Annotated in this window: 22 protein-coding genes and 1 tRNA gene; 15 read left to right on the top strand and 8 right to left on the bottom strand. The window is 58.8% G+C overall.

Annotated features, from left to right (window positions below):
* Positions 1-3,648, top strand: a complete 3,648-nt coding sequence (locus ACR3EG_RS16415) for an autotransporter outer membrane beta-barrel domain-containing protein (RefSeq protein ID WP_480497355.1) — start codon at positions 1-3, stop codon at positions 3,646-3,648.
* 489 nt (positions 3,649-4,137) lie between these two features.
* Here ACR3EG_RS16415 and ACR3EG_RS16410 read toward each other — a convergent pair.
* Together ACR3EG_RS16410 and ACR3EG_RS16405 are read right to left on the bottom strand one after the other, a co-directional pair.
* A tRNA-Ala gene (locus ACR3EG_RS16410) sits at positions 4,138-4,213 on the bottom strand.
* A 140-nt stretch (positions 4,214-4,353) separates the two neighbouring features.
* On the bottom strand, positions 4,354-4,680 hold the full coding sequence (locus tag ACR3EG_RS16405) for a TIGR02300 family protein (RefSeq protein ID WP_480497353.1): 327 nt from the start codon (positions 4,678-4,680) through the stop codon (positions 4,354-4,356).
* Positions 4,681-4,780: 100 nt separating this feature from the next.
* On the opposite strand from ACR3EG_RS16405, the gene ACR3EG_RS16400 reads away from it, so the two are divergent.
* The 3 genes from ACR3EG_RS16400 (at position 4,781) to ACR3EG_RS16390 (ending at position 7,394) form a co-directional block, all read left to right on the top strand.
* Positions 4,781-5,476 carry a M48 family metallopeptidase gene (locus tag ACR3EG_RS16400; protein ID WP_480497351.1) on the top strand — a complete coding sequence of 232 codons (696 nt, stop codon included), beginning with the start codon at positions 4,781-4,783 and terminating at the stop codon, positions 5,474-5,476.
* A 30-nt stretch (positions 5,477-5,506) separates the two neighbouring features.
* Positions 5,507-6,154: a GntR family transcriptional regulator gene (locus ACR3EG_RS16395; protein ID WP_209194726.1), complete on the top strand. Its 648-nt coding sequence runs from the start codon at positions 5,507-5,509 to the stop codon at positions 6,152-6,154.
* A gap of 112 nt (positions 6,155-6,266) precedes the next feature.
* Entirely contained in the window at positions 6,267-7,394 is a 1,128-nt protein-coding gene (locus ACR3EG_RS16390) for a lytic murein transglycosylase (RefSeq protein ID WP_480497349.1), read from the top strand.
* A gap of 5 nt (positions 7,395-7,399) precedes the next feature.
* Here ACR3EG_RS16390 and ACR3EG_RS16385 read toward each other — a convergent pair whose 3' ends face one another.
* Positions 7,400-8,362: an acetyl-CoA carboxylase carboxyltransferase subunit alpha gene (locus ACR3EG_RS16385; RefSeq protein ID WP_480497347.1), complete on the bottom strand. Its 963-nt coding sequence runs from the start codon at positions 8,360-8,362 to the stop codon at positions 7,400-7,402.
* Between the two features lie 122 nt (positions 8,363-8,484).
* Here ACR3EG_RS16385 and ACR3EG_RS16380 point away from each other — a divergent pair, with 122 nt between their 5' ends.
* Positions 8,485-9,318, top strand: coding sequence for an AraC family transcriptional regulator (locus ACR3EG_RS16380; protein WP_480497345.1), 834 nt, complete (start codon positions 8,485-8,487; stop codon positions 9,316-9,318).
* 1 nt (position 9,319) lies between these two features.
* Here ACR3EG_RS16380 and ACR3EG_RS16375 read toward each other — a convergent pair whose 3' ends face one another.
* Positions 9,320-9,916: a LysE family translocator gene (locus tag ACR3EG_RS16375; protein WP_480497502.1), complete on the bottom strand. Its 597-nt coding sequence runs from the start codon at positions 9,914-9,916 to the stop codon at positions 9,320-9,322.
* Positions 9,917-9,989: 73 nt separating this feature from the next.
* On the opposite strand from ACR3EG_RS16375, the gene ACR3EG_RS16370 reads away from it, so the two are divergent.
* On the top strand, positions 9,990-10,442 hold the full coding sequence (locus tag ACR3EG_RS16370) for an Lrp/AsnC family transcriptional regulator (RefSeq protein WP_353391571.1): 453 nt from the start codon (positions 9,990-9,992) through the stop codon (positions 10,440-10,442).
* A gap of 117 nt (positions 10,443-10,559) precedes the next feature.
* Positions 10,560-11,138, top strand: a complete 579-nt coding sequence (locus tag ACR3EG_RS16365) for a PA14 domain-containing protein (protein WP_170754939.1) — start codon at positions 10,560-10,562, stop codon at positions 11,136-11,138.
* A gap of 33 nt (positions 11,139-11,171) precedes the next feature.
* On the opposite strand, the gene ACR3EG_RS16360 is transcribed toward ACR3EG_RS16365, so the two are convergent.
* Positions 11,172-12,134, bottom strand: a complete 963-nt coding sequence (locus tag ACR3EG_RS16360) for an L-malyl-CoA/beta-methylmalyl-CoA lyase (protein ID WP_480497343.1) — start codon at positions 12,132-12,134, stop codon at positions 11,172-11,174.
* Between the two features lie 295 nt (positions 12,135-12,429).
* On the opposite strand from ACR3EG_RS16360, the gene dgcN reads away from it, so the two are divergent.
* The 3 genes from dgcN (at position 12,430) to ACR3EG_RS16345 (ending at position 15,333) form a co-directional block, all read left to right on the top strand.
* A complete protein-coding gene (gene dgcN / locus ACR3EG_RS16355) occupies positions 12,430-13,431 on the top strand; it encodes an N-acetyltransferase DgcN (RefSeq protein WP_480497341.1) in 1,002 nt (333 codons plus the stop codon).
* Positions 13,432-13,496: 65 nt separating this feature from the next.
* Positions 13,497-14,462 carry an N-acetyl-D-Glu racemase DgcA gene (gene dgcA, locus ACR3EG_RS16350; RefSeq protein ID WP_480497339.1) on the top strand — a complete coding sequence of 322 codons (966 nt, stop codon included), beginning with the start codon at positions 13,497-13,499 and terminating at the stop codon, positions 14,460-14,462.
* Between the two features lie 10 nt (positions 14,463-14,472).
* On the top strand, positions 14,473-15,333 hold the full coding sequence (locus tag ACR3EG_RS16345; RefSeq protein WP_480497337.1) for a D-amino-acid transaminase: 861 nt from the start codon (positions 14,473-14,475) through the stop codon (positions 15,331-15,333).
* Positions 15,334-15,376: 43 nt separating this feature from the next.
* On the opposite strand, the gene ACR3EG_RS16340 is transcribed toward ACR3EG_RS16345, so the two are convergent.
* The 3 genes from ACR3EG_RS16340 to ACR3EG_RS16330 form a co-directional block, all read right to left on the bottom strand.
* Positions 15,377-15,691 carry a DUF1244 domain-containing protein gene (locus tag ACR3EG_RS16340; RefSeq protein WP_170754950.1) on the bottom strand — a complete coding sequence of 105 codons (315 nt, stop codon included), beginning with the start codon at positions 15,689-15,691 and terminating at the stop codon, positions 15,377-15,379.
* Between the two features lie 73 nt (positions 15,692-15,764).
* On the bottom strand, positions 15,765-16,004 hold the full coding sequence (locus ACR3EG_RS16335; protein ID WP_480497334.1) for a DUF6868 family protein: 240 nt from the start codon (positions 16,002-16,004) through the stop codon (positions 15,765-15,767).
* A gap of 59 nt (positions 16,005-16,063) precedes the next feature.
* Positions 16,064-16,801: an N-formylglutamate amidohydrolase gene (locus tag ACR3EG_RS16330; protein WP_480497332.1), complete on the bottom strand. Its 738-nt coding sequence runs from the start codon at positions 16,799-16,801 to the stop codon at positions 16,064-16,066.
* 133 nt (positions 16,802-16,934) lie between these two features.
* Between ACR3EG_RS16330 and pyk the strand changes: the two genes are divergently transcribed.
* The 5 genes from pyk (at position 16,935) to rplT (ending at position 21,357) form a co-directional block, all read left to right on the top strand.
* Positions 16,935-18,380: a pyruvate kinase gene (gene pyk, locus ACR3EG_RS16325; protein WP_480497330.1), complete on the top strand. Its 1,446-nt coding sequence runs from the start codon at positions 16,935-16,937 to the stop codon at positions 18,378-18,380.
* A gap of 211 nt (positions 18,381-18,591) precedes the next feature.
* On the top strand, positions 18,592-19,029 hold the full coding sequence (locus ACR3EG_RS16320) for a universal stress protein (protein ID WP_170356081.1): 438 nt from the start codon (positions 18,592-18,594) through the stop codon (positions 19,027-19,029).
* 14 nt (positions 19,030-19,043) lie between these two features.
* Positions 19,044-20,594 carry an alanine/glycine:cation symporter family protein gene (locus ACR3EG_RS16315; protein ID WP_480497328.1) on the top strand — a complete coding sequence of 517 codons (1,551 nt, stop codon included), beginning with the start codon at positions 19,044-19,046 and terminating at the stop codon, positions 20,592-20,594.
* 182 nt (positions 20,595-20,776) lie between these two features.
* On the top strand, positions 20,777-20,977 hold the full coding sequence (rpmI, locus tag ACR3EG_RS16310) for a 50S ribosomal protein L35 (protein WP_010443552.1): 201 nt from the start codon (positions 20,777-20,779) through the stop codon (positions 20,975-20,977).
* A gap of 14 nt (positions 20,978-20,991) precedes the next feature.
* Positions 20,992-21,357 (top strand): 50S ribosomal protein L20, encoded by a 366-nt coding sequence (gene rplT, locus ACR3EG_RS16305; RefSeq protein ID WP_298849411.1) that lies wholly within the window; start codon positions 20,992-20,994, stop codon positions 21,355-21,357.
* Positions 21,358-21,394 lie beyond the last annotated feature (37 nt).

Here is a 21,394-nt window from a genome sequence, read left to right as displayed (position 1 = left end):
ATGACAACAGGTGAAATGAAATACGGCGCAGTGCTGCGCGGCGGTCGGATGACCAAGCACAAGGGGCAGGTCGCCAGCTTTGCGCCGATGATGGGATGGGCGCTGTCTTGCGCCTCGACCTTGGCGCTTGGGGTCGCGGCCAGTTTGGGCGGCAGCGCGGCGCAGGCGGGCAGTTGTACCGAACAACTCCCCAACACTTTCGTATGCTCGGGCCCAGCTATACAGGCAGGCCCGGCGGAGGACAGGACGCAGACCTTGACCGCCGCAGATATGCTGACCGTCTTTACGAACCCGGGGTTCGGGCTGATTGTCGATTCCAGCGACGGCCTGATCCTTAGCGGAGAAAGCGTCGAATTCACGGACACAAACGACTCAACGATCTTAACAAGAAATGGGACTGCCATTGGCGCACAAGGTCAGACCGGAGTGTTAATTCGGACCAACGGGACCGTCGGTGGCACGACAAACGGTATATACGCACAAACTCAGACCGGCGACGTGGTGATCTCGTCCACGAATGACACCTCTGGCTCGGTTACGGGCATATCGGCCAGAAACGTCGGCGGCAATGCGATTACTGTGATAGCAACCGGGTCGGTCACAGGTGGCACGACCGGGATTGATGCGGATAACAGGGGTTCAGGGGCGCTGACAATAGACGTTGAAGATGTCACCGGAACGACGGGATATGGCATCCTCGCCACGAATTACGGCACGGATTTATCCATTACATCTACGGGGAACGTCACCGGCCAGAGAACTGGCATTCGCGCACTCAACAACGGTTCGGGCGCGCTGATCATTGATGCGGCAACAGTCGATGGCGGGATTGATGCGCGCACCGGCTCTGATAACACAGACCTGTCGGTCACCGCGTCTGGTGCTATCACAGGCAGTACTACAGGTGTCAGTGCCAATAATCGCGGCAGTGGGAATCTGACCGTGGATGTGGCCAACGTCACCAGCACCACAAGTTCAGGAATTGCCGTCAGCAGCGCTAGAGGAAGCGGCGCGGCAACAATCACGTCGTCCGGTGATATCAATGCTAGGGGCAATGGAATCGCTGCGTCCAACCGGGGCATTGGGGCCCTGACCATCAACACCGTAAATATTTCAAGCGCAACGGATTCCGGCATTCTCGCATCGAACTCGAACAGTGGAACTGACCTGATCGTTACGGTAACAGGAACGATCCAAGGCAATATAGGAGGAATAGATGCAGAGAACGAGGGCTCGGGCGCTCTGCGCATAGATGCGGTGAGTGTAAACGCCACGGGAGACACCGGAATCGCAGCCGAAACCTCAGCCTTGGGTTCGGATCTGTCAATTACGGCGTCAGGTTCTGTCAACGGGGGACTCAGAGGCATCGTCGCATCCAGCGAAGGCAGCGGCACGGTGACCGTGGATGTTGCCGATGTCTCGGGCGGGCGATATCGAGGCATTCAGGCAACTGGTGGAGCTGCCGGGATGTCAATCACATCTTCGGGCTTGGTTCGCGGCCAAACTGATGGGATTTTCGCCTCAAACCAGTTCGGCGAGGCCCTGACTATCGACGTCGTGGATGTGCAGGGCGTTACGGGTGCAGGCATCAACGCACGCTCTGGTGCCGAGGTGGTTTCCATCACTACCACTGGCAATGTTGTCGGCGCGACCTACGGGATCAAAACCGAAACCAGCGGGGCGGGAACGCAGCAGATTACGGTCTCGGGTGAGGTATCCACCACGGGCGGCAATTTGGGTGAGGCGCCGTTTGCCGGCGTTGCCATTCAGATCGACACCTTCGGTCAATCAGGACAAACCGTGATCGATCTGCAAGACGGTGCGCAGATTCAAAACGAAAGAACCGATCTCGCCATCCGCGAACAGGGCGGCGGAGACACCTCGTTGATCCTGCGCGACGGGGCCGCTTTGGCAGGCCGCGTCGACCTTGGGTCGGGTGACGATAGTGTGACCATCGAAGGCGGCGCGGACATCTCGCTGGTCAGTCGAATTGAAGGCGGTTTCCTTGACGAGGATGCGCTGATTTTTTCGGGCTTTACCGGCGTGTTTAAGGCCGAGAAATTCGACAATTTCGAAAGCCTGACGGCGCAGGATGGCGGCAATCTGACGGTCAACAATGGTGACCTGGGCGGGTTCACCTCGATCCAGATCAATAGCGGTGCTGCGATCACGGCGCAGAACCCGGGGTTCTCGTTTGCCAATGATGTCTCAATCGGCGCGGGCGGGCGGTTCCTGGACGGAACCCTCGAACAGAACACCATTTCGCTGGGCGGCAATGTACTGAACGACGGGCTGATCTCGCTTGCGGATGGCGGCATCGGGGATGGTTTGACCGTTGGCGGCAACCTGTCGGGTTCGGGCACGATCGGACTGGACGTGAACCTGACCACCGGCACCCACGACCAAATACAGGTCAATGGCGACACCGCCGGGGCCACTCAGGGGCTGGACGTTGACGCCACCGGCAGCACGGTCGACACCGCACAGACTTTCACGCTGGTCACGGTCGCGGGCAACAGCACTCAAAGCGATTTCCAGCTGGTCAACGCCGATTTCGTCACCAATGACGGGGCGCAGGCGATCAGCGACGGAGACCTTGCCTATCGGCTGGTCTATGACGCCACAGCGGGCACCTATGTGTTGACGCCATTCAGCACTGATCCGGGCGCGGGTGATGGTGGTGATGTCACCGAAAACCCCGGCGGTGCGTTCTTTGCCGCTAGCGTGCAGCAGGTCGCGGATCAGTTGACCTTCGGCTCGACCCTGCAACGGGTCATGGGCGCAACCCAGCGCGGCGCGTCCGATGCCAACACGGTCAGCCGCGCGCTGAGCGAACTGACATCGACGACCCGCCCGCTGGTCTGGGTGCAGGGCGAAGGGCGGCGCGACAGCTATACCGTTGACGACCGCGACGTGGAAACCAACAGCGGCGGCCTGCGTTTTGGCGCGGCGCTGCCCCTGACCGAGTTGACTAACGGTACCCTGATCGGCGGTCTGGAATTCGGCATAAGCAGCCTGTCCACCGATGTGACCACATCGCTGACCGGGGCCGATATCAACTCAGATGCCTATGACGTGACACTCAGTGCTCTGTGGGTGGCGGACAGTCTTCTCTATGTAGACGGGCAGATGCGCTATGGCGATTTCGACAGCACGACTCGTCCCAATGGCGGGCAATCGGTGGACACAGACAGTGACGGCTATGGCCTGTCGATCGAGGTCGGCAAGCCCTTTGCCCTTGCCAACGGGCTGACTTTGGTGCCACAGGCGCAGCTGATGTACAGCGATATCGGCGCGGATAATGTGGTCGATCTGGCCGGTGGCGGTCAGACCGGATCGCTGGAGGACGGCGACACGCTGACCACCCGTCTGGGCCTGCGCGCCGAGCATACGCTGACGGGCAATGCGGTGCTGTTCGGGCAGGTGGACTACTACCACGCGTTTGACAATGAAACCGCGGTGGCCTTTGGCCAGAGCACCGTGCTGACCGAACGCGGGCAAAACACCGCCGGGCTGACCCTGGGCGGCAACGTGGCCCTGTCCGATCGCACCAATCTGTTTGGCGAACTGACCGGCGAGACCGGGTTCGGCAGCAATGCCAGCGACTATGCCTTTGGCGGCAATATCGGGTTCGAATTCCGTTTTTGATACAATAAAACACGTGACCCGCCGGTGAAACAGCGGGTCACAGTCTTGCGACAATCGTCACGGATTGTGATCCGAAACCACAGACAGGCGTCGGGCGTTTTTGAGCTACTCAGTATTGCAATCCAAGCTGCCATGTTCCGAAGCTTTGTCCATACGCGCCTCTCGCAGCAGCCGACAGAATGGGCTCCTTCCAAACTTCGGAGGCAACGCAGGATTTCTTCTTTTTTTCCTTTGGCCTCGCCGCTCGCGGCCCAGAGCCGACTTTGAGCATGGTTTTCGAATGCTGCGGGTGCAGTCCGCATAGCAGAACCGGGTTCTGCGTGTGCTGCTTTGTCTAGTGTTGGGTTTTGGTCTTGTGTCGGGCAGTGGCTAACGGAAATAATAAATGCCGTGTCTGGATAGTGAGAAGTACGCATGCAGCTTCATTTTGTGTCACACCTGTGTGTCACACCGCTCTAATGCTTGCTATCTAGTTGTATTGTTAGGTTTTGGTGGAGCCTAGGGGAGTCGAACCCCTGACCTCTTGCATGCCATGCAAGCGCTCTCCCAACTGAGCTAAGGCCCCATCTAGGGACTGCCGAAGCAGTGGACGGACGTTTATGAGACGGCGGCAGCGAGTGCAAGTCCAAAAATGGATTCGGGCAAAATCTTTCCGCTCATCGTCCGGGAAGGTTCGAGGCGGCGCTGGGCCGCCTCTGAACGGTATTAGTTTTCGTCTTCAGACGACATGTCTTTGATGTCGTCCAGAGAGACGTCATCGCTGTTGTCGTCATCATCATCCAGCAGGTCATCTTCCAGATCGACATCGACATTGTCGTCATCGTCCAGAACAATATCCTCGCCCGACGCATTCTCGCGCGCTTTGGCCGAGGCCGCATCTTCCGCGTCAGCCGCAATCATCCGGCTTTTGCCGGTGTCCAGCTCAACGATCTCGCCGGTATAGGGGCTGACGATCGGGTCCTTGTTCAGGTCGTAAAACCGCTTGCCGGTTGTCGGGCAAACGCGCTTAACGCCCCATTCTTCCTTGGGCATGTGAAATCCCCTTGATATCAGGTGAGTCGTAATAACGATTCAGGTCACGTGCCACATGCAGCGGGCACTGTCAAAGCCTTTGCACAGGAGAACATAACCAATGGGAGATCACGCACTGCCCGGCACACCCCGTGTGCGGCTGACATTGCGCAAATCAGCGCGTGCCAGGCGGATCAGCCTGCGGATTTCCCAATTGGATGGACGTGTTACACTAACTTACCCCAATGGTGTGCCTGAGTCTGAGGCGCTGAATTTTGCGCATCTCAAGGCCGACTGGATACGCCAACATCTGCAAGATCGTCCGGATCCTGCAGTTGTGCAATTTGGTCAGATGTTACCAATCGAAGGAACCGAACGGCGAATCGTCCCAGCAGAAGGGCGGCGTGTGCTTCTAAGAGGCGACGAAATCGCCGTGCCCGAGGGCGCCGAGGCAAAGCGTTTGGCCCGGTTTCTGAAAGAGCTCGCTCGCGACCGATTGACCGGTGCCTGCGATGACTACGCGGCGATGTTGGGGCGCGGTTACTCTGGCTTGACTATTCGCGATACGCGGTCGCGTTGGGGGTCATGCAGCTCGGCCGGTGGTTTGATGTTTTCATGGCGGCTGATCCTCGCGCCGTCGGAAGTTCTGCACTATGTCGCTGCACATGAGGTGGCCCATTTGGCCGAGATGAACCATTCCCGAGCGTTCTGGGCTCAGGTTGAGCGGATATTTGGTGACTACCGTGAACAGCGGCGTTGGTTGCGCGACAACGGGGCGCAGTTGCATCAGTACAGATTTGACGCTCCTGTGAGTTGACCCCAAATCAATTTGTGATCACATGGTCGAATGTTAAGCACGCGTCCTTCCGACTCGCAGACAGCTACGCATGACAGGGTGTATCGGACCCTGCGTGCGCGGATCATGCATGGGGAAATCGCCCCGGGGCATGCGTTGACCCTGCGTGGGATCGGTAAAGAATTCGGGGTGTCCATGACGCCCGCACGCGAAGCTGTGCGGCGTCTTGCGGCCGAAGGCGCCTTGTTCCTGTCCTCATCCGGGCGGGTGTCGACACCAGAGCTGACCAATGACCGTATCGAGGAACTTGCCGCTCTGCGCGCGCTTCTAGAGGTCGAGCTTGCCAGCCGGGCCCTGCCGCGCGCGCACATGGCCCTGATCGACCGATTGCAGAGCATCAACATGATCGTTGCCGAGATGGTTACCAAGCGCGATGCCGTCGGCTATATCCGCACAAATCTCGAATTCCACCGCACTTTGTACCTGAGGGCGCAGGCTCCAGCGATGCTGGCGATGGCCGAGACTGTGTGGCTGCAACTTGGGCCGACCATGCGAGCGCTTTATGGGCGGCTGCGGCGCACAGAACCCCCGCAGTATCACAAACTGATCATCGCCGCGCTCAAGGCCGGGGATGAGCCCGGTTTGCGTCTTGCGGTTCGTTCGGACGTGACGCAGGGTCTGCGGATGCTGGTAACTTAAGCGGCGATTTGCCGACATTGCCGCGTGTGTTTGTTTCGATACAGCAGTTCTGGCTTGGACGGATGGTCTGGGTTACTCTGATCCCAAATCACAACAAGAGCAGATTTTAAACATGATCAATCGTCGGGTATTTTCTGTCGGTCTTGGATCGACCCTCTTGGCTGCCTGTTCAGGGGGCACGCAAACCACAGCTCCGGCATCGCGGATGCGGCCGGTTCCGAATGCCGGGTGGGACGCTTGGGTGGCCGGTTTCAAAACCCGCGCCGCATCGCAGGGGATTTCGCAGACAACTCTCAACCGTGCGTTCCAGGGGGCAGGCTATTTGCCCGGAGTAATCGAACGTGACCGCAATCAGGTCGAGTTCAAGCGATCGCTCGAGGATTATCTGGCTATCGCAGCCTCGGATGAGCGGATCGAGACAGGCCAGCAGATGATGGTTCGGCACGCCGCAACTCTGTCGCAGATCGAGGCGCAATATGGTGTCGACAAAGAGGTTGTCGTCGCTGTCTGGGGGTTGGAGAGCCGATATGGCGCGCGGCGCGGGGATGTGCCGGTGGTTTCGGCAACGTCTACATTGGCCTATGACGGGCGACGCGGTGCGTTTTTCGAAAAACAGCTGATCGCGGCGCTTCAGATCATTCAGGCGGGGGATACGACCCCGGACAAGATGACCGGCAGTTGGGCCGGTGCAATGGGGCATACTCAGTTCATCCCGACCTCTTATCTGGCCTTTGCAGTGGATCACACCGGCGACGGGAGGCGTGACATCTGGTCCGAGGACCCCTCGGATTCGCTCGCGTCGACAGCGGCCTATCTGGCCCGTTCGGGATGGGAGCGTGGGCAGCCCTGGGGGGGTGAGGTCGGCACGGTTTCCGGTACGCCCGTCGCGGTGCTGCAGCCGCAGGTGCCGGGGCCGCGCATTGCCGTGTTCCGCAATTTTCAGGTGATCAAGCGGTACAACAACTCGGATAGCTACGCGATTGGCGTCGGACACCTGTCTGACCGGATCGCGGGGGGCGCGCCGTTTCAGGCCTCATTCGGGCCGGATGCGACCGGGCTGACGCTGGAGGACCGCAAAGAGCTGCAGCGCCGTCTGACCGCTGCGGGTTACGACACGCAAGGCGCGGATGGGGTGATTGGTAACAACACCAAATCCGCCATCAGCGGTTATCAGCGCGCCAATGGCCTTCCGGTGACCGGCGAACCCTCGGTCGCGCTGTTGCGCAGGTTGGGCGGCTAGGCGCTTTAGGCCGCCAGACCTTTCGAACCGATATCCAGAAATTTCTGGCGGCGGTCGCGTATCAGGGCTGCAGGGTCTTTGCCGTCGAGCTCTTGCAGCATCGCGGCAATCGCCGCACGCACCGATTCAACAGTGGCCGAGGGATCGCGATGGGCCCCGCCCTTGGGCTCGGTGATGATCCGGTCGCAGACGCCCAGCTTATACAGGTCTTGGGCGGTCAGACGCAGCGCCTCGGCGGCCTCGCGCATCTTTTCGGCATCTTTCCACAGGATCGAGGCACAGCCCTCGGGCGAGATCACCGAGTAGACCGAATGTTCCAGCATCGCGACACGGTTAGCCGTCGCGAACGCAACCGCACCGCCTGATCCGCCCTCACCGATGATCACGGAAACCAGCGGCACACCGATCTTCAGGCACATCTCGGTTGACCGCGCGATGGCCTCGGACTGGCCGCGTTCCTCGGCCCCTTTGCCGGGATAGGCACCAGCGGTGTCGATCAGGGTGATCACCGGCAGGCCAAAACGTCCCGCCATTTCCATCAGGCGAACGGCCTTGCGATAGCCTTCTGGGCGGGCCATGCCGAAATTGCGCTCGATCCGCGATTTGGTGTCTGATCCCTTTTCGTGGCCGATCACCATCACGGGCTGATCGTTGAACCGCGCCAACCCGCCGATCACCGCGAGATCGTCGGCAAAATTGCGGTCGCCGGCCAGAGGAGTGAATTCGGTAAACAGCTCTTTGACATAGTCCTGACAATGAGGGCGCATAGGGTGCCGCGCCACCTGGCATTTGCGCCACGGGGTCAGATCGCCATACAACTCATCCAGCAGCTTGGCGGCCTTGGCATCCAGCGCGGCGGCTTCTTCGGCCACGTCCATTTCTTCGTTGGCGCGGGCCAGCGCGCGCAGTTCCTCGGCCTTGCCTTCGATCTCGGCCAGCGGTTTTTCGAAATCCAGATACTGGGTCATGACGCCTCTCAACGCGGAAGTTCCCTGCTATATGACCTGACGTCGCCTGGGATGCAACTCAGCAAGATTTGTGGATCGGCAATATGCTTGTGTGAGGGGGCAAGGAAGAAGGACGAAACCGGATGGCAAACAGCTATGAAACCCGCATCCTGCGTGTGCTTGAATACATCCACGACAACCCCGCAGGGGATCTGTCATTGGATGCACTTGCGGATGTGGCGGCGATGTCGCGATTTCACTGGCACCGTGTGTTTCGGGCAATAACGGGCGAAACCTGTGCGCAGGCAGTGCGTCGGATCCGTTTGCACCGTGCCGCCAGCCGGTTGGTGCAGACCGACGTGCCGGTTGCGCAAGTGGCCAACGACGTGGGCTATCCGAACCTGAACTCCTTCGCGCGGGCGTTCTCTGACGCCTATGGCACCAGCCCAGCCGCCTTTCGAAAGGCCGGTATGTTCCTGCCAGCACATCCACATTTCAAAACAGGAGACTACCCGATGCACCCCGTTGAAACCCGTACCGAACCTGCCCGTCGGATTGTCGCGTTGAAGCACTGCGGCAACTATGCCGAGATCGGTAGGAGTTTTGAAACCTTCGGCGCGTTGTGCGAATCCCGTATGCTTTGGCCTCAATTAGGCCCGGTCATTGGTCTTTACCTTGACAGCCCCGACGAGGTACCCGAGCAGGACCTGCGCAGCTACGCGGGCGCGGAATATCGTGGAGACGCGGCCCCGGACGGGATGGAAGACCTCAGTATCCTCGGCGGTAAGACGGCAGTCTTGCGCTACAAAGGTCCGTATTCCGGTATTCACGCCGCCTATCACAGCCTGTTCGGCAATTGGCTGCCGGACTCAGGCGAAGAGCCTGCGGATCAACCCTGCTATGAGATTTACCTCAACGACCCACGCGATACGCCGCCCGATGAATTGCTGACGGAAATCTGCCTGCCGCTCAAGTAAATCAAGTGGGCCAAAGGACCGGATAGAGCGACGCAACCAGCAGCGTGGCCATGGTCCAATTGAAAACCAACAAGCGGCGCGGGTTCGTGAGGACTCGTGCCATTTGCTGTCCAAGTACCGTCCATGTGCTGACCGAAGGCAGATTGACGGCGCCAAAGATCAGCGCCACGAGCAAAATGGCCTCGGGCGTGCGGCCCGGTGAGTATGCCGTGGTCGCTGTCAGGGCCATGGCCCACGCTTTGGGATTAACCCATTGAAATGCGGCAGCTTGCAGAAACGTCATGGGCGTTCCAGCCTCGGCCGCTTGACCTGAAGGTGCGGCATTGGCGATTTTCCAGGCCAAGAATAGCAGATAGATTACGGATGCGATTTTCAGAACCGTGTAACTGGTTGGGTATTGGTCGAAGACAGCCGCCAAACCGAGCCCAACCAAAACAACCATGAAGGTGAACCCCAGCCCGATCCCAAGCATATGAGGGATTGACCGGCGGAACCCGAAATTTGCGCCCGAGGCCATCAGCATCAGGTTGTTCGGTCCCGGTGTAATTGAAGAGACAAAGGCAAAGGTGATCAGGGCCAGAAGCAAGTCATAGGTCATGGCGCGCAGCATTGCCCAGAAAACGGCAAATGAAATTGCAAAATTGTGCGTGTATCTTTATTTCTAGCAACAAATGTCGAAGATAGATCAAATAAACCAACATATATTGCGCGAATTGACCCGAGATGGCCGTATCAGCAACTTGGAATTGGCCGACCGCGTGGGCCTGTCCCCCTCGGCTTGTTTGCGCCGGGTGCAGGAGCTGGAGCGCTCAGGCGTAATTTCAGGTTACCGCGCAGTGTTGAACCCTGCGGCGTTAGGGGTGGGCTTTGTGGCCTATATCGGAGTGGGGCTGGGCGAGCATACAAAAGCGGCGCAGGAAGGGTTCGAGCGCGCACTGCAAAACGCACCCGAAGTGGTTGAATGCCACAACATCACCGGGACGATCGAGTACCTGTTGCGCGTAGAGTGCCAAGATCTTCCCGCCTACAAAACATTCCACACCGACGTTTTGGGAACACTGCCGCATGTCACCTCGATCACGTCATACGTGGTGATGGGTTCTCCCAAAGACATGCGCGGATGACTGCGAAAATGTGATTGTTAACTCTCTTGCCGGGTAATTTCCGACGTCCTAGTGTTGAACAAATGTCCCAACCAAAATGGGGAATAACCTCAAAGGGACCGTATCAGGGAGAAGACCATGAACCTCGTTCGAACCGGAGCACTTGCCGCTGCCTTGGCGATTTTCGCCGGGGGTGCGTTGGCTGCACCCTTGAAACTGCAACCGGCAAACCCGCAACCCAATCCCAAACCCGGATTGGATGTGAAATACGCATGGGAAGGGAATCCTCCTCGCAAAATTCAAAACTTGGCCAAAGTTGGTTTTCTTCTGAAGAAAGCCAAGTCAGGTAAACCACTGCGTGGCTTGGATTATCGTGATACGACCGAAGGCGATCCGGTTTTGACATTCAACGAGGCGTTCAACGTCGCAGCCGAAGTCACTGGGTATATCAAGTTCGATTCACCGGGTGTCTACGAGCTTGAGACTTGGTCGAATGACGGTATCGACGCTTGGGTCGGGGGGCAGCAGATCGGCTATGTCAATGGGCGGCAAGGCTGCGAAGCCAATCAGAGAACCGAGGTCGAAGTGCCACAAGCCGGGTGGTATCCGCTGAAGATCACATATTTTCAGAAATATGGCACATCCTGCCTGATGATGAAATCGGGCAAGAAGGGCGAGCGTTTTACATGGACGCCCAACGACGTCTTCGGTCGGTAAAGAAAAAGGCGCCCTGGGGGGCGCCTTGCTTCGTTAACCGTTGGCGGCGATCAGTTCGGCCTGTGCCACGATCACCTCGGCCTGTTTGATCGAGGCGATATCGACCAGACGCCCTTTGTACACGGTCGCGCCCTCGCCATTGGCTTTGGCCTGTTCCATTGCCGCCAGGATCTCGCGCGCCTCGGACACCGCTTCGTCCGACGGGGTGAAGACCTGATTGGCCAGCGCGATCTGCTTGGGGTGGATCGCCCATTTGCCCACCATACCCAGGGTGGCCGAGCGTTTGGCCTGTGCGATAAAGCCCTCATCATCCGAGAAATCGCCGAACGGACCGTCAACCGGCAGCACGCCATGAGTGCGGCAGGCGGCGACGATGGCGGCTTGCGCCCAATGCCACGGGTCGGACCAGTGCTTTTCGCCTTCGCGCAGCATATAGTAGTTTTCCTGCGTGCCGCCGATGCCGGTGGTCTGCATCCCCATCGAAGCGGCGAAATCCGCAGCGCCAAGGCTCATGGCCTGCAGGCGCGGGGACGCGGCGGCGATGGCCTCAACATGGGCGATACCGGCGGCGGATTCGATGATGACCTCAAAGCTGATGGGCTTGGTGCGACCCTTGGCGCGCTCGATCGCGGTGACCAGCGCGTCGACCGCGTAAACATCCTCGGCGCAGCCCACCTTGGGGATCATGATCTGGTCCAGACGGTCGCCGGCCTGCTCCAGCAGGTCAACCACGTCGCGATACCAGTAGGGCGTGTCCAGGCTGTTGATGCGGACGGACATGTATTTGCCGCCCCAGTCGATGGTGTTCAGCGCCTCGATCACATTGGCGCGGGCCACGTCCTTGTCAGTGGGGGCGACGGAATCCTCAAGGTCCAGGTTAATCACGTCTGCGGCCGAGGCTGCCATTTTCGGGAACAGCTTGGTGTTCGATCCGGGGCCGAACAGCTGACAGCGGTTGGGGCGGGCAGGGGCGGCGGGTTGAAGGCGAAAGCTCATCTGGACCTCGTGCGAGTAAGGAAATTGCGATTTTCTTGCCTCATTGGGTATTAAATTGCGCAAGCCTGCGCAAGCGCCTTTGTGCAGATGCGGCATTGCATTCGCAGCATTCACCAAAATACGCTGCGCCCCCGGTGGTTAAAGTTTAATCGGTTTATGAACATGAAAGATTTTTGCGGAAATTCGGATAGGTGTGCAAAAATTTCCCAACCAGCCTTATGTTGCCCAAGGAATTCGCGAAACTCTCGCCTGCCGGCTCCACTAGCCTGCGTCGGAATCAAAGGAGTGCACCGCAGTGATCGAGACACCGTATCTGTTGTTTTTGGGCGATGCGCCCGACCAGCTGGCCGCAAAAGTTGCCATCGGCATCCGGGACTGGCGTCCCGAGAACGCTGTGGGCCAGTACCGGATGGAGGGTTGCAAGGCGGATCTGGGCATGACTGACCTGACCCTGGCCGAGGCCAAAGCTGCCGGGGCGAAAACGCTAGTCATTGGCGTTGCCAACCGGGGCGGTGTGATCAGCGCGGCGTGGAAAAAGGTGCTGATCGAGGCGCTTGAGATGGGGTTTGATCTGGCCTCTGGCCTGCACAACCTGCTGCGTGATGAGGGCGATCTGGTTGCCGCTGCGCAGACCCATGGTTGCACGTTGCATGACGTGCGGGTGCCGACTGTTGGGTATCCGATTGCCAATGGTCGCAAGCGCGCAGGCAAGCGGTGTCTGGCCGTGGGAACCGATTGTTCGGCGGGTAAGATGTATACCGCCATGTCGATGGACGCCGAGATGCGCAAGCGGGGCATGAAGTCCACTTTCCGCGCCACGGGGCAGACGGGCATCCTGATCACCGGGCAGGGGGTTCCGCTCGACGCGGTCGTGGCCGATTTCATGGCCGGGGCGGTCGAATACCTGACGCCCGAGAATGACGCGGATCACTGGGATCACATCGAAGGGCAGGGATCGTTGTATCACGTGTCCTATTCCGGTGTGACCATGGCGCTGATCCATGGTGGCCAGCCCGATGCGCTGATCCTGTGTCACGAACCCACACGGACGCATATGCGCGGCCTGCCGGAATATTCGTTGCCATCGCTGCCGGATCTGCGCGACACGGCCCTTCCGCTGGCACGGATCGCCAATCCGGACTGCCAGGTTGTTGGCGTCTCGATCAACACGCAGAACCTGAGCGAAGAAGACGCGCGCGCCTATATCGTCGAGGTCGAGGCCGAAATGGGTCTGCCCGCAACAGACCCGTACCGCTTCGGCGCGGGTAAATTGGTCGACGCGCTAGCTGCGCTGTGATCAAACAGGGCCTGCCGAAGAAACCCTTCGGCGGGCACTATTGGACAAGAAAAAGGAGCAGGCACGTGCAGATTGATGTCTCTCGTGATGTGTTTCGGTTGGCGCAGGTGTTCACCATCTCGCGGGGGTCGCGGACCGAGGCCAAGGTGCTGACCGTTCGGGTCTCGGACGGGGTGCATCAGGGCTGGGGCGAATGCGTGCCCTATGCGCGGTATGATGAAACGCTCGAGTCGGTCGAGGCCGAGATCGCGGGTCTGCCGGCAGACATCACCCGGCAATCGCTTATGGACCTGCTGCCCGCCGGGGCGGCGCGAAATGCCGTAGATTGCGCGCTGTGGGATCTGGAGTGCAAACGTGCGGGCAAACGGGCGTGGGACTTTGCCGGTTTGCCAGTTCCGGGCCCCGAGATCACCGCATATACCCTGTCGCTGGACACGCCCGAGGCGATGCAGGCGCAAGCTGCGGCCAATGCGCATCGCCCGCTGCTAAAGATCAAGCTGGGCACACCGGACGACATGCCCCGTCTTGAAGCTGTGCGCGCGGGCGCGCCGAACGCGCGGATCATCGTCGACGCGAATGAGGGTTGGTTGGCCGCTGTTTATGCCGACCTTGCCCCGCATCTGGTGCGTTTGGGTGTGGCTCTGGTCGAGCAACCCTTGCCTGCCGGTGAAGATGACGCGTTGATCGGAATGGAGCGTCCGGTGCCCGTGTGCGCCGACGAGTCCTGTCATGATCGCAGCAGCTTGCCCGGCCTCAAGGGCAAATATGATGTGGTCAACATTAAGCTCGACAAAACCGGCGGTCTGACCGAGGCTCTGGCGCTGCGGCAGCAGGCGCTGGCCGAGGGCTATAAGGTCATGGTCGGTTGCATGGTCGGCAGCTCGCTTGCGATGGCCCCTGCGACCTTATTGGCGCAGAGTGCGATGGTCACAGACCTTGACGGCCCGCTTCTTCTGGCCGAAGACCGCACCAACCCGCTGATTTTTGATGACGCCGGAGTGCATCCGCCAAAAGCGGCGCTCTGGGGCTGAGGAGAGTGACATGACCCGCACCGTTTACGTGAACGGAGAGTATCTGCCCGAGACCGAGGCCAAGGTCTCGATCTTTGACCGTGGTTTCCTGATGGCCGACGCCGTTTATGAGGTGACCAGCGTATTGGACGGCAAGCTGATCGACTTTGAAGGCCACGCGGTGCGTCTGAAACGCTCGCTGGACGAGCTGCAGATGTCCGAACCTTGCAGCAAGGATGAACTCCTGGAGATTCACCGAAAGCTGGTCGAGCTGAACGGGATCGAAGAAGGTCTGATCTACCTACAGGTCTCGCGTGGCAGCGACGGGGATCGGGATTTCGTGTTCCCTGCGGCCGATACCAAGCCGACGCTGGTTCTGTTCACCCAGAACAAGCCGGGATTGGCCGACAGCCCGGCGGCGCAAAAGGGTGCCAAGATCATCTCGATTGACGACATTCGCTGGGGCCGCCGTGATATCAAGACAGTGCAGTTGCTGTACCCGTCGATGGGCAAGATGATGGCCAAGGCCGCCGGATGCGATGATGCGTGGATGATTGAGGATGGCTATGTCACTGAAGGCACCAGCAACAACGCCTATTTCGTAAAGGACGGCAAGATCGTGACCCGCCCGTTGTCCAATGACATCTTGCACGGGATCACCCGCAAGGCTGTGTTGCGTATGGCTGCCGAGGCGCAGATGGAAGTCGAAGAACGCCTGTTTACGATCGATGAGGCGAAAGAGGCGGATGAAGCGTTCACCACCTCGGCCAGCGCCTTTGTTATGCCAGTGGTCGAGATTGACGGTGTCGCGCTGGGCGATGGTACGCCGGGAGCGATTGCCAAACGCCTACGCGAGATTTATCTGGATGAAAGCCGCAAGGCGGCGATCTAAGGAAAAGGCCCGCCAAACCGGCGGGCCTTTTTGATTTCAGCGTTCAACCTTTTTTGGTGACGTTTTCGTCAAAGGCGACCTCGAAGGCGGCCTGTTTTTCGGGGCTGGCTTCGGTCTGATAATTGGCTTTCCACTCATCCATGGTCATGCCGTAGAAAATCTGACGGGCTTCGTCCTTGCCCATCTCGATGCCTTTTTCGTTTGCGGCTTCCTGATACCAGCGCGACAGGCAGTTGCGGCAGAACCCGGCCAGGTTCATCATGTCGATGTTCTGCACGTCGGTGCGGTCTTCCATCAGGTGCTTTTGCAACCGGCGGAAGGCTGCGGCCTGAAGTTCGATTTCGGTTTGCTTGTCCATGTGCTGACTCCGGATGACAGTATCGTTGTCCTTGACCTAGCGGCCCGGAGGCGATGTTTCAACAAACAGGACGTCAGGCCAGTTTCAAGGCCAGCCAAGGCACGATGCAAAAGATCAATGTGAGGACCTTGTAGTTGGCCAGATACCGGAAATACGCTCGTTTCACTTCCGACCGCTCCATCTGGAATAACTTGCTGTGAATGCCCGCAATCTGCTCCTGCAGCAGCAGGACCATTAATGTTGTGAACAATAGCACTGCGATGTTCAGCGCGGCCATCCAACCAAACACAGAGGTTGCGAATTCATGGGTCATGGCGATCCCCTTTCGACGAATATATGGGGATCAGGTGGTATCCTCACAATGGCGTGTGATCAAAGGTCGCTGGAATCCAGCGCGTCCTGTAGCACAACGGCCAAACGTTCCGCCCAAGCCCGTTGTCCCGCGTGATCGGCGATCAGATCATTGCGCAGCTCGATCAGAGCATTGGGGCGGCCAAAAGCGGTGCAGTGCTTGTCGATGGCATCTCCGGGCAGGACACCGGTATAGGGTTCGTTTACGCCGACGCACAGGTCGTCTTCTGCCTGCAACCGGGTGATCAGCGGGCGCGCAAAACGCTCGTCCGGGGTGTGCAGCACGCCAACATGCCACGGACGCGGCTCGCGCCCCCGCAGCTGTCGGGTAAAGGAGTGCATGGACACAATCACCGCATGGGGTAAGGCCGCCAGCTCGGCCAGAGCATTGTGATAGGGGCGATAACACATGTTCAGCCGCCGTTCCCGCTCGGCCGCATCGGCGTGACGATTGCCGGGGATGATCGACCCATCATACAGCTTCATCAGCAGGGTCGGGTCATCCTCGCCCCGGTTCGGGTCGATGACAAGACGCGAGAAATTGGCCGCCACCACAGGCGCGTTCAGGATTTCCCCAAGATGTTTCGAGACCTCGTACGCCCCCACGTCATAGGCGATGTGACGCTCCATATCCTCGCGCGGCAGGCCGAGGTCTCCGCCATTGATGTCGTGTGGGACGGTGTTGGTGGCGTGGTCACACGTGATCAGCCAACGCGAAGGGCGATCTGCGCCGTGGATAAAAAACGGAGAATACGTCATAAGCCTGTCATCTGGTTCGTCGCAGGTGTAGGGCAGTTGCTAATAAAAGGGAATTGCGCAATAAGCAGCTTGAAGCAATGTTTGCGGTAACATTTGCGCGACGCCCAGAGAATACGTGAGGAGAGCACCAACAATGCGACGCCTGAGAAATGTGAAAATCGTGGCGACGCTGGGTCCGGCGTCGAATGACTATGACATGATCCGAGCCCTGCACGAGGCTGGGTCCGATGTGTTCCGCTTGAACATGAGCCACGGTAGCCATGATGAAATCCGCGAGCGGCACCGGATTATCCGTCAGGTTGAAAAGGATCTGGACAGCCCGATTGCCATTCTGGCCGATTTGCAGGGACCGAAACTGCGTGTCGGCGTCTTTGCCAGCGACTCTGAGGAATTGGAAGAGGGGGCGGCGTTCCGGCTGGACCTTGATCCCGAGGCCGGAGACATCAATCGCGTTTGCCTGCCGCATCCCGAGATTTTCGCCGCGTTGGAACCCGGCGCACGCCTGCTTGTCAATGACGGTAAAATCCGCCTGATCGTGCAGGAGTGCGGTCAGGATTTCGCCAATTGTACCGTTGAGGTGGGTGGCACGATCTCTAACCGCAAAGGCGTAAATGTGCCTGATGTGGTGCTGCCGTTGGCGGCCCTGTCGGCCAAGGACCGCGACGATCTGGAATTTGTTTGCCAATTGGGTGTCGACTGGCTGGCGCTGAGCTTTGTGCAGCGCGCCAAGGACGTTTTCGAGGCGCGCGCGCTGGCCGATGGTCGGGCGGCGATCCTGTCCAAGATCGAAAAGCCCGCCGCAGTCGAGGCGTTTGACGACATTCTGGATGCGTCTGACGGGATCATGGTGGCGCGTGGCGATCTGGGGGTTGAACTGCCGGTTTCGGCCGTGCCGCCGATCCAGAAACGTCTGGTGCGCAAATGCCGGGGTGCGGCCAAACCGGTCATTGTCGCGACGCAGATGCTGGAAAGCATGATTGAAAGTCCAATGCCCACTCGGGCCGAGGTCTCGGATGTGGCCACCGCGATCTATGAGGGCACCGATGCTATCATGCTCAGTGCCGAGTCAGCTGCGGGTTCCTACCCGGTCGAAGCCGTGCAGACAATGAACAAGGTCGCCATCGAGGTCGAGGCGGACCCGACATATGGCCAGATCATTGCCTCGTCTCGTACGGCCAAGGGGACAACGATTGCCGATGGGATCGTTGCCGCTGCGCGCGAGATTGCAGAAAAGACTGATATCAAGGCGATCTGCTGCTTCACCCAAAGCGGGACTACTGCTTTGCTGACTGCCCGAGAAAGGCCCGAAGTGCCGATTATCGCCATGACCCCGGCCACCGGCACTGCGCGGCGACTATGCCTGAGCTGGGGGTGCCATTGCGTGATGACGCCCGAGCTGGAGCGTTTCAAGGGCGCGGTTGTGAATGCAGCCCGTGCAGCTCGTGCTGGGGGCTTTGCCGCTGAAACTGATCAGATCGTTGTGACTGCTGGTGTGCCGTTTAATGTGCCGGGCACCACCAATATCCTACGTATCGCGCCCTGTGATGAGCGTTTGATTTACAACACAGATCCGGGTTGAGGTCCTGAATTGCTCAATAAATAGGCAAAATATACACTTTAAAAACATATATATAGATGAAATTTGAGGGTAATCTGCAGTTTCCCCTCTGTTTTTCGCTGTTTTTCTCGGATACTGATTTTCACGGGTAGTCTATTGAATTCGTTCCAGACTCCGGCTGCCCGCCCGGGGGCACGGGCCCCGGTATAATCAACAATATTGGAGAAACGTCATGACAACCAAGATTGTCATCGGACTGGACGGGACAGAAACCGGAGAGCGCGCGATCGCCTTTGCCAAAGACCTGGCTGAGCGGATCGGAACGTGTGAATTACTTGTGGTTTACGTCATCGAATGGTCCCCTTTTACTTTTCAGACACCGGAAGAAAACGCCCAGCGACACAAGCGGCGCGAAGAAGAAGTTGCATTGGCGACTTCGCGCATCGTTACGCCTGCGGTTGATGCTTTGACCTCGGGCGGGTTCACGGCCCAGGGCATCGTGCGCCACGGCGACGTGGCTGAAACGCTGAACGCGATCACGGTCGAAAATGGCGGCACCCAGATCATCGTCGGGCGCGCCTCGGCGGATGGGTTCAAGAAACGGCTGTTCGGCAGTTCGACCCAGAATCTGGTCATGCATGCCGATGTACCGGTCACTGTCGTGAACTGAGGAGAGCGATGAAAATGAGTATCTATCAGAAAACAGCGCTGGCCGCCGCCGTGATGCTGGGCGCAAGCCCCGCAATGGCCCAAGAGGCCACGGGTCTGGACGACAGGATCAATCAGGCTTTTGCCGATTTTACCGGCCCGTTCGTCAGCTTTATCTTCGCGCCGTTTCCCGGCACGGATTTCCCATGGATCGTGGGGTGGCTGGTTGTCGCCGCGACGGTCTTTTCACTGTATTTCGCTTTTGTTCAGTTCCGGTTCTTTGGCCACGCCGTTAGCCTTGTAAAGGGCGACTATTCCGACCCCAATGATGCGGGTGAGGTCAGCCACTTTCAGGCGCTTGCAACCGCGCTGTCGGGAACTGTTGGTCTGGGCAATATCGCCGGTGTTGCGGTGGCCGTCGGGATTGGCGGGCCGGGAGCGACTTTCTGGATGATCGTCGCGGGCCTTCTGGGTATGGCCTCGAAATTCACCGAGTGTACGTTGGGCGTGAAATACCGCAACGAATACGAGGATGGCACCGTGTCCGGTGGTCCGATGTATTACATGTCCAAAGGGTTCAATGAGCTGGGTCTGCCGGGCGGTAAAATACTGGCCGTTCTGTTCTCGATCTTCTGTATTCTGGGCGCGCTGGGCGGGGGCAATATGTTCCAGGCCAATCAGGCGCATCAGCAGATTGCGGACATAACCGGAGACTATCCCGGCTGGATCACCGGTTTGGTTTTTGCTGGTATCGTGTTTGCGGTAATCGTCGGTGGCTTGAAATCCATCGCGCGCGTGACGGAAAAGGTCGTGCCGTTCATGGGTGTCATCTATGTGCTGGCTGCGCTGGCCATTATCCTAATGAACGCGGATCAGATCGGTTGGGCTTTCGGCCAGATATTCGAAGGTGCTTTTACGGGCCTCGGCGTCGCCGGCGGTATGGTCGGTGCACTGATCCAAGGTTTCAAGCGTGCCGCTTTTTCGAACGAAGCGGGGGTGGGCTCTGCAGCGATCGCACACTCTGCCGTGCGGACCAAAGAACCGATCACCGAGGGCTTCGTCTCGCTGCTTGAGCCGTTCATCGATACGGTCGTGATCTGTACCATGACCGCACTGGTGATCATCATCACCCAACAATTGATAATCGACCCGCAAACTGGCCTTTACATGCTGACAGAAGACGGCAGTGGCATTGCCACTGTTGATGGAAATGCAGGCGTCACCCTGACTTCGGCTGCCTTTTCCAGCACCTTTGGCTGGTTCAAGTATGTTCTGGCGATTGCTGTAATTTTGTTCGCTTTCTCGACCATGATCAGCTGGTCCTACTATGGCCTCAAAGCCTGGACCTATCTGTTCGGCGAAGGCCAGACCAAAGAGCTGATCTTCAAGATCATCTTCTGTGTGTTCGTGGTGATCGGTGCGGCGGCCAACCTTGACCCGGTCATCGATTTCTCGGACGCGGCGATCTTTGCCATGGCGGTTGTGAACGTCTTTGCGCTCTACTTCCTGATGAAAGTCGTGCGTGAGGAACTGGCCAGCTATGTGGCCCGGCTGAAAAGCGGTGAAATCCGCAAGTTCGGCCACTAACCCCCTACACCGGGGCGGCCTACGTCGCCCCGGTGCCTGACCCGCCTGCGAAAAGCGCAGATTCTGGTCAAAACCCCCTTGCCAGTATGGCCGAACTTGCGTAAACGGCGCTTCTGATCGCGTGACCGGCCGAGATGGCATGCCGAGTCGCGTCTGAAACCGAACCCTGGAAGGAGACGGAAATGCCTAAGATGAAGACCAAGTCGAGCGCCAAGAAGCGCTTTAAGGTGACTGCGACCGGTAAGGTCCTTGCTGGCCAGGCCGGCAAACGGCACGGCATGATCAAGCGGACCAAAAAGTTCATCCGCGACGCCCGTGGCAACACCACCCTGTCCGCCCCCGACGCCAAGATCGTCAAGGGCTACATGCCCTACGACCGCTAAGAGGAGATACCAACATGTCCCGCGTTAAAGGTGGAACCGTAACTCACGCCCGTCACAAGAAGGTCATCAAGGCCGCCAAAGGTTACTATGGCCGCCGCAAGAGCACCTTCAAGGTTGCCCGTCAGGCCGTCGACAAGGCCAACCAGTATGCAACCCGCGACCGCAAGAACCGCAAGCGTAACTTCCGCGCGCTGTGGATCCAGCGTATCAACGCTGCTGTCCGTTCGCATGACGAGGCTCTGACATATTCCCGCTTCATCAACGGCCTGAACCTGGCCGGTATCGAAGTGGACCGCAAAGTTCTGGCCGACCTGGCCGTGCACGAACCGGAAGCGTTCGGCGCGATTGTCGCCCAAGCTCAGGCCGCTCTGGCTGCCTGATCCTCTGAATACAGAGACAGTGAATGAAAGGCCGTCC

Source organism: Ruegeria sp. AM7, assembly GCF_056535965.1.
Note: the sequence above shows the minus strand (reverse complement) of the source record. Positions and strands in the feature narration are given on the sequence as shown.

What these genes read in the sequence shown, in the direction of transcription:
- ACR3EG_RS16315 (WP_480497328.1), top strand. Translation starts at nt 19,044, where the DNA reads ATGAGTATCTATCAGAAAACAGCGCTGGCCGCCGCCGTGATGCTGGGC.
- ACR3EG_RS16415 (WP_480497355.1), top strand. Translation starts at nt 1, where the DNA reads ATGACAACAGGTGAAATGAAATACGGCGCAGTGCTGCGCGGCGGTCGG.
- ACR3EG_RS16400 (WP_480497351.1), top strand. Translation starts at nt 4,781, where the DNA reads ATGGGAGATCACGCACTGCCCGGCACACCCCGTGTGCGGCTGACATTG.
- ACR3EG_RS16395 (WP_209194726.1), top strand. Translation starts at nt 5,507, where the DNA reads ATGTTAAGCACGCGTCCTTCCGACTCGCAGACAGCTACGCATGACAGG.
- ACR3EG_RS16385 (WP_480497347.1), bottom strand. Translation starts at nt 8,362, where the DNA reads ATGACCCAGTATCTGGATTTCGAAAAACCGCTGGCCGAGATCGAAGGC.
- ACR3EG_RS16340 (WP_170754950.1), bottom strand. Translation starts at nt 15,691, where the DNA reads ATGGACAAGCAAACCGAAATCGAACTTCAGGCCGCAGCCTTCCGCCGG.
- ACR3EG_RS16345 (WP_480497337.1), top strand. Translation starts at nt 14,473, where the DNA reads ATGACCCGCACCGTTTACGTGAACGGAGAGTATCTGCCCGAGACCGAG.
- ACR3EG_RS16335 (WP_480497334.1), bottom strand. Translation starts at nt 16,004, where the DNA reads ATGACCCATGAATTCGCAACCTCTGTGTTTGGTTGGATGGCCGCGCTG.
- ACR3EG_RS16375 (WP_480497502.1), bottom strand. Translation starts at nt 9,916, where the DNA reads ATGACCTATGACTTGCTTCTGGCCCTGATCACCTTTGCCTTTGTCTCT.
- pyk (WP_480497330.1), top strand. Translation starts at nt 16,935, where the DNA reads ATGCGACGCCTGAGAAATGTGAAAATCGTGGCGACGCTGGGTCCGGCG.
- ACR3EG_RS16360 (WP_480497343.1), bottom strand. Translation starts at nt 12,134, where the DNA reads ATGAGCTTTCGCCTTCAACCCGCCGCCCCTGCCCGCCCCAACCGCTGT.
- ACR3EG_RS16380 (WP_480497345.1), top strand. Translation starts at nt 8,485, where the DNA reads ATGGCAAACAGCTATGAAACCCGCATCCTGCGTGTGCTTGAATACATC.
- ACR3EG_RS16330 (WP_480497332.1), bottom strand. Translation starts at nt 16,801, where the DNA reads ATGACGTATTCTCCGTTTTTTATCCACGGCGCAGATCGCCCTTCGCGT.
- ACR3EG_RS16365 (WP_170754939.1), top strand. Translation starts at nt 10,560, where the DNA reads ATGAACCTCGTTCGAACCGGAGCACTTGCCGCTGCCTTGGCGATTTTC.
- ACR3EG_RS16370 (WP_353391571.1), top strand. Translation starts at nt 9,990, where the DNA reads ATGTCGAAGATAGATCAAATAAACCAACATATATTGCGCGAATTGACC.
- rpmI (WP_010443552.1), top strand. Translation starts at nt 20,777, where the DNA reads ATGCCTAAGATGAAGACCAAGTCGAGCGCCAAGAAGCGCTTTAAGGTG.
- rplT (WP_298849411.1), top strand. Translation starts at nt 20,992, where the DNA reads ATGTCCCGCGTTAAAGGTGGAACCGTAACTCACGCCCGTCACAAGAAG.
- ACR3EG_RS16390 (WP_480497349.1), top strand. Translation starts at nt 6,267, where the DNA reads ATGATCAATCGTCGGGTATTTTCTGTCGGTCTTGGATCGACCCTCTTG.
- ACR3EG_RS16405 (WP_480497353.1), bottom strand. Translation starts at nt 4,680, where the DNA reads ATGCCCAAGGAAGAATGGGGCGTTAAGCGCGTTTGCCCGACAACCGGC.
- ACR3EG_RS16320 (WP_170356081.1), top strand. Translation starts at nt 18,592, where the DNA reads ATGACAACCAAGATTGTCATCGGACTGGACGGGACAGAAACCGGAGAG.